At 70.7% G+C, this 12,167-nt stretch carries 9 protein-coding genes and 1 rRNA gene; 5 read left to right on the top strand and 5 right to left on the bottom strand.

Annotated features, from left to right (window positions below; translation table 11 throughout):
* The first annotated feature begins 153 nt into the window (after window positions 1–153).
* Window positions 154–270, top strand: a 5S ribosomal RNA gene (rrf, locus tag AB0C36_RS20880).
* An 87-nt stretch (window positions 271–357) separates the two neighbouring features.
* Window positions 358–552: a hypothetical protein gene (locus tag AB0C36_RS20875; RefSeq protein ID WP_358356121.1), complete on the top strand. Its 195-nt coding sequence runs from the start codon at window positions 358–360 to the stop codon at window positions 550–552.
* 84 nt (window positions 553–636) lie between these two features.
* Here AB0C36_RS20875 and AB0C36_RS20870 read toward each other — a convergent pair whose 3' ends face one another.
* A complete protein-coding gene (locus AB0C36_RS20870) occupies window positions 637–2,619 on the bottom strand; it encodes a protein phosphatase 2C domain-containing protein (protein WP_358356119.1) in 1,983 nt (660 codons plus the stop codon).
* Between the two features lie 453 nt (window positions 2,620–3,072).
* Here AB0C36_RS20870 and AB0C36_RS20865 point away from each other — a divergent pair, with 453 nt between their 5' ends.
* Both AB0C36_RS20865 and AB0C36_RS20860 read left to right on the top strand, forming a co-directional pair.
* Window positions 3,073–4,239: a tyrosine-protein phosphatase gene (locus AB0C36_RS20865; RefSeq protein WP_358356118.1), complete on the top strand. Its 1,167-nt coding sequence runs from the start codon at window positions 3,073–3,075 to the stop codon at window positions 4,237–4,239.
* Window positions 4,240–4,488: 249 nt separating this feature from the next.
* Window positions 4,489–5,736 carry a tyrosine-protein phosphatase gene (locus AB0C36_RS20860; RefSeq protein WP_358356116.1) on the top strand — a complete coding sequence of 416 codons (1,248 nt, stop codon included), beginning with the start codon at window positions 4,489–4,491 and terminating at the stop codon, window positions 5,734–5,736.
* 298 nt (window positions 5,737–6,034) lie between these two features.
* Here the strand turns inward: AB0C36_RS20860 and AB0C36_RS20855 are convergent, their stop codons facing one another.
* A complete protein-coding gene (locus AB0C36_RS20855; RefSeq protein WP_358356114.1) occupies window positions 6,035–6,943 on the bottom strand; it encodes an RNA polymerase sigma factor SigF in 909 nt (302 codons plus the stop codon).
* A 412-nt stretch (window positions 6,944–7,355) separates the two neighbouring features.
* On the opposite strand from AB0C36_RS20855, the gene AB0C36_RS20850 reads away from it, so the two are divergent.
* Window positions 7,356–10,067 carry a SpoIIE family protein phosphatase gene (locus AB0C36_RS20850; RefSeq protein ID WP_358356113.1) on the top strand — a complete coding sequence of 904 codons (2,712 nt, stop codon included), beginning with the start codon at window positions 7,356–7,358 and terminating at the stop codon, window positions 10,065–10,067.
* 78 nt (window positions 10,068–10,145) lie between these two features.
* Here the strand turns inward: AB0C36_RS20850 and AB0C36_RS20845 are convergent, their stop codons facing one another.
* The 3 genes from AB0C36_RS20845 to AB0C36_RS20835 all read right to left on the bottom strand — a co-directional run bounded on the left by AB0C36_RS20845 (window position 10,146) and on the right by AB0C36_RS20835 (window position 12,139).
* A complete protein-coding gene (locus AB0C36_RS20845; protein ID WP_435839085.1) occupies window positions 10,146–11,078 on the bottom strand; it encodes an RNA polymerase sigma factor SigF in 933 nt (310 codons plus the stop codon).
* 253 nt (window positions 11,079–11,331) lie between these two features.
* A complete protein-coding gene (locus AB0C36_RS20840) occupies window positions 11,332–11,625 on the bottom strand; it encodes a Dabb family protein (RefSeq protein ID WP_358356109.1) in 294 nt (97 codons plus the stop codon).
* Window positions 11,626–11,632: 7 nt separating this feature from the next.
* Window positions 11,633–12,139, bottom strand: coding sequence for a PH domain-containing protein (locus AB0C36_RS20835; RefSeq protein WP_358356108.1), 507 nt, complete (start codon window positions 12,137–12,139; stop codon window positions 11,633–11,635).
* Window positions 12,140–12,167: the final 28 nt, after the last annotated feature.

Genomic DNA, 12,167 nt, shown 5'->3' with positions numbered 1-12,167 from the left:
CCGAGGACTTGTCCTCAGATGCTCGCGTCCACTGTGTGGTTCCCGGACCGCAACCGGTTTCGGTGTGAACCACAGTTGAGAATTTCATACAGTCACAGGCATGGCTGGAAGATTTTCGGTACACATGTCGGTTGTTTGTGTGTTCGATGGTTTTCCGGTGGTCTTGGCGAAGAGGAAACGCCCGGTCCCATTCCGAACCCGGAAGCTAAGCTCTTCAGCGCCGATGGTACTGCACTCGAAGGGGTGTGGGAGAGTAGGACGCCGCCGGAATTAGCGTGATAAACGAGTAGGCCCCCTCCTGTGGAGGGGGCCTACTTGCGTTCTGGGGGCATCGCGCGGCGCGGTAAGGTCGTGCGCATGGCTGAGAACAATGAGATGGATCCTGCCGCAAGCACCCAGATGTTCCGTGCGTTCGTCGCGGAGCAGGGGAACCCGAACCCGGCGCCGCCGGCGGAGCACCACCGAAGTGGTGGAATCTCCCCGGTAGTTGTGGGCGTGATCGTCGTCGCCGTCATCGCGGTTGTCGTGGCGGCTGTGCTTGCGTTCGCCTGAGGAAAGACCGAAGGCGACACACAGAGGGCGGGCCCGGTGACGGTGCCCGCCCTCTGTGTGTCTTTCAGTGCTTCTTCGGGGCTCCTACGGTTCGGGCCACAGCGCGACGACCGCGCCGTCGTCCGCGTGGCTGCCCTCCACCACATCACGCAGGAAGTCGAGCAACTCCGGTGGGCGCCGCCAGTCTTCCGCGAGCCTTGCGGCGAGGACGCCGCCCTCCGCGCCGAGTGACTCCGCGAATCCGCCGGTCATGAGGACCAGCGAGTCACTGGGACGCCAGGTGGTGCGGCAGACGCGTACGTGCTCGGTGCCCTGCTCGGGGAGTGCGGGCGGGGGAGCGTCCGTCGGGGTCTCGCGCATTCCCAGCGGTGCGCGCCAACCGCCCTCCGCCAGGCGGAGGATCGTGCTGTCGCCGAGGACCGCCATGTCGACGCGGTCGTCCTGCAGCGGTTCGGCGGACGTGACGAGCACCGCGAGCCGGGTGGCCGGGGCCGGTTGCCCCAGGGTCCGGGCCTTGGTGCCGATCTCGGCCAGCCGGGTGCGCAGTTCGGCCTGCACGCCCGCGAGGGTCGTGGTCCAGTCCCAGTCCTCGTGGCGGGCCGACATCACCATCCGCGCAACTGCCCGGTAGGTGCTGCGGATCGCGACCTGGGCGGCCAACTCGGGGGCGTATCCGCCCTCGACGCCGTCGCAGATGATGGAGATCGTCCACCGCAGGCTCGGGTCCGGACCGGACGCGAAGCAGTTCTGCCGGGGTACGCCCTGCTGGGAGTGCAGGTCACCGCGCGCCGCGGCGGCCCGTACGGTCAGCTGGCCGATCCTGCCGCCGTCGACGACCATGCCGCCGCCGTCCGAGAGGACGGGGGTGGGCAGCAGCCGCAACATCCGCCGGGGTTCCGGCGATTCCCGCTCGGCCGTCGGCAACACCTGCTGTGCGGCCGAGGGTTGTTCGGCGGGAGACTGCTTGGCCGTGGAGACACCGGGCAGCGGGGGGAGCGGAGCGGGTGGCTTCGAGGCGGCGTGCCCCGGCGCCGCTGCTGGGGGTGCCTGTGCGGGTAGGGCGGCGATCGTTCCGGTGGGACCGGGGTCGTCGAACTGGCTGTCCGGATCGGCGTCTTTCGATTCGCTGACCGTGTTGTTCCCGATGGCCGTGCCCGTACCCGTGCCCGTGCCGGCGCCACTGCCCGCGCTCGTGGTCCTGCCCGAATCGGTGTCCTCCGACGATGCCCCGGTCGGATCGTCCGGGTGCAAGGGGTCGACCGGGTCCATCGGATCCAGCCAGTCGGAGAGCGCCGCGCCGCCGCGGGTTTCGCCCGCGCGGCGGGACGGGCTCTCGGACAGGGGTACCGAGGGTGCGTCGGCGGCCGCCGCGGGCGGGCGTACCGCGTAGGGGTCGGGCGGCAGGGTCCCGGCGGGCAGGGCGTCGGACATCGGCGTACCGGGCGGTGGGCCCGAGCCGAGCATGATGTCCTCCCAGGGGCTGGTGGCCCTGGTACGCCGAGGCCGCGCGGCGGGCGGCAGCCCCGCCCCGGCGGTTCCGACCGGATCGCCGTCTGCGCCGGACGTGTCGAAGTCGTCTCCGGCGCGCGCGGATCGGGCGTCCGGCAGCCGCGTCTCGGGGATCCGGTCGTCTTCCTCCGCGTCGTACGGGTCCCGGTCGCGGCGGTCGTCGGCCCGGGTGTACCCGGAGTCCTCGTCATCGAGCAGCAGCGGGGGCGGCGACTTCGGCTGCGGCGGGATGGCGGGACGCGTCCCGTAGAGGTCGTCGTCCTCGCCGTCTTCCCCGTCGGCGCCGGGGTTCCGGGGCTCCCCGTACGTCTCGTCCGAACCGACGCCGAGGCCGAGCCAGTTCGCGATGCGGCGGACCGGCCCCGGGCGTTCCTCGCCCGCTTCGTCGGCGTCCTGCCCGACGTCGTCGTAGTCGTCCTGGTAGGGATCGCCGTACGGGTCGCCGCCGCGCCGCGGCTCGTCGTCGTACAGCTCGTCGTCGTCGTGCTCCCGCGCCGCCGTTCTCCGGGCCGGCTGTCGGTCGCCGGTGCTGGGGCGCCTGTCGAGACCGTCCGGCACGGTTCCCTCCTCTTCCTCCCGGGCAAGTTCGTTGTTCCTGCCCGGATCTGCTGCCCGCATCCGCCGACCTGGTCCATCTCGACCGGGCCTGCCGACCGGTTGTCACGTCACGGTCCTAGCCTGCCCGGATCGTGCGGTGCGGCGCACGGATTCGCGCGCCGAGAGCCCTTGACCGAGGTTACGTCGGGGTCTCGCCCAGGCGGCGTCGCCGACACGATCTTGTGACGTGCGCGGCGGATTGGCCGAGGGTTGCCGCAGTTCACTTTCCGGCCACCAAAAATCCCGTTCCTACTCTCGATCCTTTCGCCCCTTTCGCTTACAGTCTGCGCACCTGATCCTGGTGGGCCGGTGACCGGGCACTGACACGTGTCATCGGCCTTCTCGTGCTGCCCTCACGCGCCGTGCGGCATCGCCGCGCGCCCGCGTGCGGGCACCCGACCATTTTGGAGTGGAATGAAGCTCCGTCGTACAAGAGCCGCCACCTGCGCAATGGTGGCGACGCTCGCCCTCGGCACCACCGCCGGGACCCTTGCGGTCTCCGGGACGGCCGTTGCGGCCCCCTCCCAGCAGTCCGCCCACAGTGGCCGGACCGTTCTGTCCGACGCGGCGGCGGAGGCCGCGTCGGACGGTTCGGTCAAGCTGTCGTGGACGGCGAGCCGCGCCGGCGAGGTGCGGGTGTACGCGTCGACCAACTCGTCCTTCCCGGCCCTGACAGGCCGTCAGGTCGCCGTCACGAAGGCGACTTCCGTGACGGTCACCGGCCTGGACCCGGCCAAGCGCTGGTACTTCCAGCTCGTGCCGGACCGCAACCCGCTCGGCGCCGTCACGGTGGCGCCGCGCGGTATCGGCCTCTCGGCCGCGGGCAACGCCCGTGACCTGGGCGGCTACCAGGCGGCGTACGGCCTCACCGTCAAGTACGGCCAGGTCTACCGCTCCGACGCGCTCGTCAAACTGACCGATGCGGACATCGCCCGCCTCAAGACGCTCGGCGTCGACACGGTCGCCGATCTGCGCACCGAGTTCGAGCTGAACCTCAACGGCCAGGACAAGGTCCCGGCCGGCACCGAGGTCCTGCGCGTGCCGGTCTCGGACGGCGGCATGTACCAGAAGCTGAACGAGGTCATCGACAGCAAGGACCCGGTCAAGCAGGCCGAGGCCCTCGGCAACGGCAAGGCCGAGCAGCTGCTGATCGACGCGAACCGGTCGTTCGTCCGCGACGCGTCGCAGCGTGCGCAGTTCGCCCAGGTGATCAAGCGCATCGCGAACGGCGAGACGACGCTGTTCAACTGCTCGGCGGGCAAGGACCGTACGGGCTGGATGTCGGCCGTCATCCTGACCGCGCTCGGTGTCGACCGCGCCACGGTCACGCAGGACTACCTGCTGAGCAACACGTACCTCAAGGCCGCCAACGACCGCACCAAGGCGGGCCTGAAGTACGCGGGCCTCATGCAGAACCCGGACCTGCTCGACCCGCTGCTCGGGGTGCAGAAGCAGTACCTGGACGCCGCGTTCGACGAGGTGCAGAAGCAGTACGGCTCGTTCGACCCGTTCCTGCGCGTCGGCCTGGGCCTGGACGGTGTGACGCTGGCGAAGCTGCGCCTGCAGATGCTCACCATCTGACGCGCACCATCTGATCCGCAGGACCTGACACGCACAACTGACGGGCACGGCGCCTGACACACGGAGCGGCGGCACACGGGCGAAACCGTGTGCCGCCGCTCACGTCGTGCACCTACACACCCAACCGTATGGAGTCCGACCGGGCCCGGTCACTAAGGTGGTTGCCGCGCGCATCGGTCGAACCCCCGTACGTTCTCGCGGGCGATCCCGGGCGCGCTTCCTGCTGAATCGATCCAGGAGCACCACCGAATGCGCGTTCGCCGCACCCGATTTGCCACCGTCGCCCTTGTTTCGTCCCTCACGCTCGGCCTGACCGCCGCGTCCTCGTCGGCGTCCTCGTCGGCGTCCTCGTGGGCGTCCCCCTCGGCACCGGCACCGGCACCGGCGCCGGCCGCCGCGTCCGCTCCCGTCTCGGATGCCGCGGGCGGCGGGTACGCCGACTCGTCCTCGTCCGTCTCGGCGCTCGCCTCGATACTCGACGCGACCGCGGCCGCGAATGCCGACGGTTCGTTCACCGTTGCGTGGACGGGCCTGCTGGCCCGTGGCGAGGTGTACGTGTACGCCTCGACCGACCCGCGCGACCCGGCCCGTTCGGGGAAGCGCGTCGCGGCGTCGCGGTCCGGGAGCACGGTGGTCGACGGGCTCGACGCGGCAAAGCGCTGGTATTTCAAGGTGGTTCCGGCCGGCACGTCGTACGGCGTGGTCACCGCGCCGCGCGGGGTCGGGGCACAGGGTGCGCTCAACACCCGTGACCTGGGCGGCTATCGCACCGAGAGCGGCCTCGCCGTTCGCTACGGACAGGTGTTCCGCTCGGACGGCCTCGGCAAGCTGACCGAGGCGGGCGTGGGCAAGTTGGGTTCGCTCGGCCTGGACACGGCGTACGACTTCCGCGTGAACGGCGAGATCGGCAGCAACGGTCCGAACAAGCTGCCCGCGGGCGTGGAGTCGGTCAACCTGCCGCTGTCCGACAACGGTGTGCTCGCGACCGTCATCGGCGCGGTCTCCAGCGGCGACCCGGTCAAGCAGCAGGAGATGCTGGGCGACGGCAAGGCCGCGAAGTTCATGGAGGACGTGAACCGTTCGTTCGTGAGCGACCCGGCCAAGCGCGCCCAGTTCGCCGCGGTGCTGAAGGCGGTCGCCCGCGGTGAGACGGTGCTGTTCAACTGCTCGTCCGGCAAGGACCGTACGGGGTGGATGTCGGCGGTCGTCCTGACCGCGCTCGGGGTGGACCGGCAGACGGTGTACCGGGACTTCCTCGCCAGCAACGACTATCTGAAGCCGAGCATCGACGCGACGATCCAGCAGATGGTGGCCTCGGGTGCGCTGCAGAACCCGGACCTGATCCGGCCGATGCTGGGTGTGCAGTCGTCGTTCCTCGACGCCGCGTTCGACGAGGTGCGGAAGGTGTACGGGTCGTTCGACCGGTACCTGCGCGACGGGCTCGGCATCGACGCGTGGACGTTGGCCCAGCTGAAGCTGCGGATGCTGGCGGTCTGACGGACGGCCCGGTCGCCGTAGAACGTACGTGTCGCCCCGTCCGGGCGGTCCCCCTCCGCGGGCTGTCGGGGGTGGGGACCAGGCGGGGCGACATGTCGCTTCCTGGACTTGTTCACGTGGCCTGTCCCACCGGTGAGCGCACCCTCCCCCGAAGGGTGGCCATCACCAATCCGTTGGTTCCCCCCTGTAATTCCTATGAGTTTCCTGCCATGAAACAGCGGGATTCCGTCCTGTCCCCGGCTTCCCCCGACCCCCCAGGGCGTGTGCCGCGCCGGCTCGCGGCCACCCGAACCTGCGTTCAGCAGTCCCCCAGCTCGGCGCGAAGGCGCGTGAGCGTGCGGGACAGGAGCCTGGACACGTGCATCTGGGAGATGCCGAGCTCGATGGCGATCTGGGACTGCGACATGCTCTGGAAGAACCGCATCATGAGGATCTTGCGCTCGCGGGCCGGCAGCCTGGACAGCAGCGGCCGCAGGGCCTCGCGGTACTCGACGCCTTCCAGCGCCTGGTCCTGGTAGCCCAGGCGGTCCGCGAGCGTGCGCTCCTCGGTGCCGTCGGGGGCGTCGAGCGAGGACGGGGCGTACGCGTTGGTGGCCTCCAGGCAGGCGACCACCTCTTCGTGGGTCACCTGGAGGTACGCGGCCATCTCGGCCACCGTCGGGGCGCGGTCGTTCGCCTGCGACAGCGTCTCGATCGCCTCGGACAGCGACAGCCACAGCTCCTGCACGCGGCGCGGCACGCGCAGCGACCAACCGCTGTCGCGGAAGTACCGCTTGATCTCACCGATGATGGTGGGCATCGCGTACGACGGGAACTGCACGCCGCGGTGGGGGTCGAAGCGGTCGATCGCCTTGATCAGGCCGATGGTGCCGACCTGTACGACGTCCTCGTGCGGCTCGTTGCGGTGCCGGAACCGGTTCGCCGCGTAGCGCACGAGCGGGAGGTTCTGGCGGATGAGCCGGTCGCGGATGTGGGCGTGTTCCGGGGTCCCGCGCTCCAGTTCGGCGAGCCGTACGAACAGCACGGCCGACATCCTGCGGACGTCGGAACTGTCGCGTGGCCCGTCGGGATCGGGCTCGAGTGTGTCGAGTGGCCCCGGGTCGTCGGCCGTCGGGAGTGCGGCCGACCGCCGCCCGATCGGGACCTCGGGGAGAGTGCGAGGCGCTAGTTCGTCGTGAACGTGCTGGGTGTCGAGCAGAGCGGACATCCGTACCTCATCGCGGGATCGTCTAGAACCGGCAGTGCTTTCCGGACTGGCCGGATCGATACCGGTCGGTGTCCATCAGATCAATACCAGAAGGCGCGTCCTTATCAAACCGCTTCGGGTAAACCAGACATTTACCATCAAAATTCTTCATATCACACAGCCTCGGGTAGGGTACAGATCAAATCAAGGCGAATGTCGATCAAGATACGTAGTTGTTTATGCTCACGAGTGGCACGAATCGGCAGTTATTGCTATAGGTGTGTTGTCCAACGGATCAGGTATCCGCCGCGTAACCTTGCGCGACATATGCCACCGGGGAGAGTGGCCGCGCGATGCACGATCCGTACTCGGGGTGGGGGGCTCGCGGCGGATGCGCGTCCTGGGCATCGCGTCACCACCGAGGAGGCAGCGCATGGGGGACGAACGGGGGAACGGATTCCCGGCAACCCCTCGAACCGGAGTCGCCGCGATGAGCGCCGCCGCCCGCGCGGGGGCACCGCGCCCGAACGGCGGCCATGTACCTGCCTGGTCGTGGCCCGGCCTCCAGGAACCGCTCGAACCCCTGCTGCTCGACCTCGTCGAGACCTGCGGCCGAGAGTCGCAGGTCGGCGTCGTGATGCTGCACCTGTGGCATGAGGACATCGCCGAACTACGCGGCGTGGCCGGACTCGTCATGGACTTCGTCGGCCCGCCCACGACCGCGCACCTGTGGTGCCGCATCCTGCTCGACGAGCACCTGCCGGTCACCGAAGCGCTGCGCACCCGCCGGGTCGTCACGGTGGAGGACCAGGTCGCCGGCGCCGCCCGCTACCCGCGCCGGGAGGTGCAGACCTGGGGCGGCCGCACCGGATCGTGCGTCGCGGTGCCGCTGGCCGGGCCGATAGGCGCCCCCGCGCGCGAGGAGCCGATACGCGGCGTACTGACCGTCGCGTTCCGCGATCCGATGCGGTTCGACCCGCGGCTGATCGCGCGCGTGCGGGCGTTCGCCGAGCTGATCGGCGAGGAGGTCGCGGGCATCGGTGAACTCCCGCTGGCCGAACCGTTTCGCCGGGGGCGCGCCAACGGAGCGGCCGGTGCGGCCAACTCCGGTGCCGCGGCCGGTCGTACGTCGGCGCCCGACCGGGTGGCCGCCGGCCCCGCGCCCGCCCCGCCTGTACGGCGTTCCCGCCGGTCACGCTCCGGCCCCGACCTCCAGTCCACCCTGGAAGCCCTGGACGCGGCCGGCACCGGGACGTTCGACTGGGACCTGGTCAGCGGCGAGATCGTGCTCGGCACCCGGCTCGGCGGCCTGCTCGGCTCGCGCGGCGCGTACGTCGGACCGATCGAGGCGGTGCTTTGCGCGCTGCACCCGGAGGACTACCCCGGGTTGCGGATGAGCCTGGCCGAGGCGTTCGCGAGCGACGGGCGGCTCAGCTCCGGGCACCGCATGCTCGACCCCGACGGCGGCCCGCACCGCTGGGTCGAGGTGCGCGGCAGCGTGGTCAACGAGTCGGGCGGCCGGTCGCGCCGCCTGCGCGGCGTCGTCACCGATGTGACCGAGGCGTCCGACCTGCGGCTGAGCCTCGCGCGACAGGCCGAGGAAGTCGAGGCGCTGGTCATCGTGGTCGACGAGGAGTGGCGCGTCGTCTACTGCAACAGCCCCAGCGAGCAGCTCTTCCGCCGGCCCCGCGCCGAGATTCTGGGCAGGCCGTTGCACGCGCTGCTGCCCGAGGCGCGCAGCCACGGGTGGGGGCGCCACCTGTTCGCCGCGCTCCAGGAACGCCGCCCGCAGTCGTTCATCCTGCATGTGCCGGGCGAGGACCGGTGGTTCCGGGTCCGGGCGTACCCGAGGCCCGACCAGATGCTGCTGTTCTGCGTCGACATCACCGACGAGCGGCGCGAAGAGGCGCAGCGGCGCGAGGCCGCCCAGCTGGCCGCCGCGCAACAGGCGCGAATCCAACTGCTCACCGCGGCACTTGCCGAGTCCCTGACCGTACGTGACGTGGTGCGTGCGGCGCGTCGGCTGCCCGCCGTGTGCGGCGCGGACGGCCTGGTGGTCGGCATGGTGCAGGACGGCCGCCTGCGGGTCGTCGGCCACGCCGGGTATCCGCCGCGCGCCGCGACCGGCTACACGGCCTGGGAGCTCGACGAGGACGCGCCCTTCGTCGAGGCGGTACGCCGCCGCAGCGCCTTCGCGATCACCTCGCGCACCGAATACCTGCGCCGCTACCCGCACTTGGTGGACCTTGCGGGGGCGGCCGGCAAGCAGGCGTGGGTCTTCCTGCCGCTGGTCGCCTCGGGGGAGGTCGTCGGCACGGCGGTCCTCTCCTACAACCGCGAGCGGCAGTTCGACGCCGACGACTACCGCCTGTTCGGGCAGTTGCGCGCACTGCTGGCCCGCGCGCTGCACCGCGCGCGGCGCTACGACGACGAGCACGCGATGTCGTCGGGCCTCCAGCGCGGCCTGTTGCCGGGACGCCCGGCACGCGTCGCGGGTCTGACGGTCGCGACGCGCTACATTCCCGCGACGGTCGGCATGCAGGTCGGCGGCGACTGGCACGACGTGATCTCGCTGCCGGGCGGACGCGTGGGCCTGGTGATCGGCGACGTGCAGGGGCACGGCGTGGACGCGGCGGCGATCATGGGCATCCTGCGTACCGCGGTCCTGGCGTACGCGGTCGAGGGTCACGAGCCGGCCGAGGTGGTGCGCCGTACCAACGCGCTCACCGCGGGGCTCGGCACCGACCTCTTCGCGACGTGCGCGTACGTGGAGTTCGACCCGCGCACCGGGCGCGCGGTCGTGGTGCGCGCCGGCCACCAGCATCCGGCCGTGCTCGGGCGCGCGGGGACGCTGCTGGTGGACGTGCCGGGCGGGCTGCCGCTCGGCATCGACACCGACGCGCGCTACCCGGCCACCGAACTGGTGCTGGAGCCCGGCGACATCCTGGTGCTCTGCACGGACGGGCTCGTCGAGTCGCGCGGGCTCAGTCTCGACGACGGTGTGGCGTGGATGTTGGAGACCTTGGAGCACGGCCGGGGCATGACCCCGGACGGGCTCGCGGGACACCTCATCGCCCGGCGTACCGGCGAACTGGGCGACGACATCGCGCTGTTGCTCGCCCGGTACGACGGCGTGGACGGCTGACCGGCCGACCCCTCCCGGCCGGATCCCGGCCGCCGACCCTGACGCGTCTACGCCGACCCGCCGCCCCCGACTCGCCTGCTACGCGGACAAGTCCGCGCGCAGCCGGGCCAACGCGCGGGCCAGCAAACGCGATACGTGCATCTGGGAGATGCCGAGGCGCTCGCCGATCTGCGACTGCGTCATGTTGCCGAAGAACCGCAGCATGATGATCTGCCGGTCGCGCGGTGGCATCCGGGCCAGCAGCGGGCGTAGCGCCTCGCGGTACTCGACGCCGTCCAGCGCCTCGTCCTCCTGGCCGAGCCGCGCGATCAGCGCGTTGTCGCGGTCGTCGTCGAGGTCGTGCGCGTCGAGGGAGGCGGGCGAGTAGGCGTTGGCGGCCTCCATGCCCTCCAGGATCTCCTCGACGGACATGCCCAGGTGCGTGGCGAGTTCGACGACGGTGGGCGCGCGGTCATGCTTGTGCGAGAACTCCTCGGTGGCCTCGGCAAGTGCGAGGCGCAGCTCCTGGAGACGGCGGGGGACGCGGACGCTCCACGACGTGTCGCGGAAGAACCGCTTGATCTCGCCGATGATCGTCGGGACCGCGTACGTCGGGAACTCCACGCCGCGGTGCGGGTCGAAGCGGTCGATCGCCTTGATCAGGCCGATGGTGCCGACCTGGAGGACGTCCTCGTACTGGTCGGTCCGGCTGCGGAAGCGGTTCGCCGCGAACCGCACCAGCGGCAGGTTGAGTTCGACGAGGGTGCTGCGCACGTAGGCGTGCTCGGGGGATCCCTCCTCGACCTCCGACAGACGCAGCAGCAGGGTGCGCGACAGCACCCTGGTGTCGAGCGGGGCCTCGGAGGCGGCCGGGGCGGTGCGTGGCGCCGTCCCGGGGGTGTCCGGGGCGACGGACCCGTCCCGCACGGCCGGCACGGTGGCCGAGCCGGAGCGGGGGAGAGGCACGGAAACGGGTTGGGGTGCGGAGTCAGCCTCGGCGGCATCCACCGCGGACGCATCGCGTAGCAGCACTGGAGAGCCCACCTCCTCATCGGAGCCGAACCTGGTCGGCCGTCCGTCAGGTCCGGGCGGCCGTCGTTCGCTACCCACATACCGGTGTGCGCGGCGGCCAAACCCCTTGCGACATCCTGGATTTGTCAGGTGAAGCGCGTCAACTCGGACGTAGGCCACCGGGCAACCGGTGATGAAGCGGGCAAATGCTGTGCCGAACGAGCCGGAAATCGCGGCAAGTTACCCGTGGGTCGGGGTCGTTCGGACCGCGCCGTCAGCTCTCCAGGTCGGCGACGACCCACGTCGCGAACTCGCGCCACCGCCCGGCGGCGGCCTGGTGGTCCGGGTGCGCGATGTAGCGCTGGAGGGCGTCGCGGTCCTCGACGTCGCACACGATGGCGTAGTCGTACGCGATGTCCCGCACGGTGATGTTCCACCCGCACTGCCACGACTTGAGCTCGGGGATCACGCCGTCCAGCGCCGCGAACGCCTCGTGCCCCGCGACCACGCGCGGCTCGTCGCGCGAGACACCCTCGTCCAGCTTGAAGAGCACCAGGTGACGGATCATGTCTCGCCTACTCCTTGGAATCGAACATCAGGTCGCACATCCGGACATAGATCGTGTCCGGCCACGGAACATACTGCACGTCCTTGAGGGAGTCCTCGGTGACGTTCGATTCCAGGATGAGCGTGCCGTGGCCGAGGATCCGGCCGGACAGCGAGCGCTGGAACTTGAGCTCCGTCACCTTGCCCAGCGGCACCATCAGCACGCGGCGGGTCAGCACGCCGTGGGTGACCATCACCCGCCGGTCGGTGACGAAGAAGTAGTCGTGCCGCCAGACCATGACATGCCAGCCGGCCCACAGGACCGCCGCGACGACCGCGGGCCACACCGCGAGGTGCACGACCGCGTTCTCCTCCGGGAAGTACCAGGCCATCGCGAGGGCGAGCGCGGCGGCGCCCAGCGCGGCCGCGCCGGGGCGGATGAGGATCGACCAGTGGCGGCGTACCGCCACGACGCACTTCTCGGCGGGCAGGAGGTACCGCTGCACGGTCTTGGGGGATATCGACGGGTCCAGCATCGGCGGCGGGTTCTCGCGGTCTCGGGCG

Origin of the sequence: Streptodolium elevatio (genome assembly GCF_040649515.1) — a bacterium.
Lineage (GTDB): Bacteria > Actinomycetota > Actinomycetes > Streptomycetales > Streptomycetaceae > Yinghuangia > Yinghuangia elevatio.
This window is presented reverse-complemented; position numbering and strand designations above follow the sequence as displayed.

Bases quoted from the DNA above. Each gene is read 5' to 3' on its own strand.
- AB0C36_RS20850 (WP_358356113.1), top strand. From the start codon at position 7,356: ATGGGGGACGAACGGGGGAACGGATTCCCGGCAACCCCTCGAACCGGA.
- AB0C36_RS20840 (WP_358356109.1), bottom strand. From the start codon at position 11,625: ATGATCCGTCACCTGGTGCTCTTCAAGCTGGACGAGGGTGTCTCGCGC.
- AB0C36_RS20835 (WP_358356108.1), bottom strand. From the start codon at position 12,139: ATGCTGGACCCGTCGATATCCCCCAAGACCGTGCAGCGGTACCTCCTG.
- AB0C36_RS20865 (WP_358356118.1), top strand. From the start codon at position 3,073: ATGAAGCTCCGTCGTACAAGAGCCGCCACCTGCGCAATGGTGGCGACG.
- AB0C36_RS20855 (WP_358356114.1), bottom strand. From the start codon at position 6,943: ATGTCCGCTCTGCTCGACACCCAGCACGTTCACGACGAACTAGCGCCT.
- AB0C36_RS20860 (WP_358356116.1), top strand. From the start codon at position 4,489: ATGCGCGTTCGCCGCACCCGATTTGCCACCGTCGCCCTTGTTTCGTCC.
- AB0C36_RS20875 (WP_358356121.1), top strand. From the start codon at position 358: ATGGCTGAGAACAATGAGATGGATCCTGCCGCAAGCACCCAGATGTTC.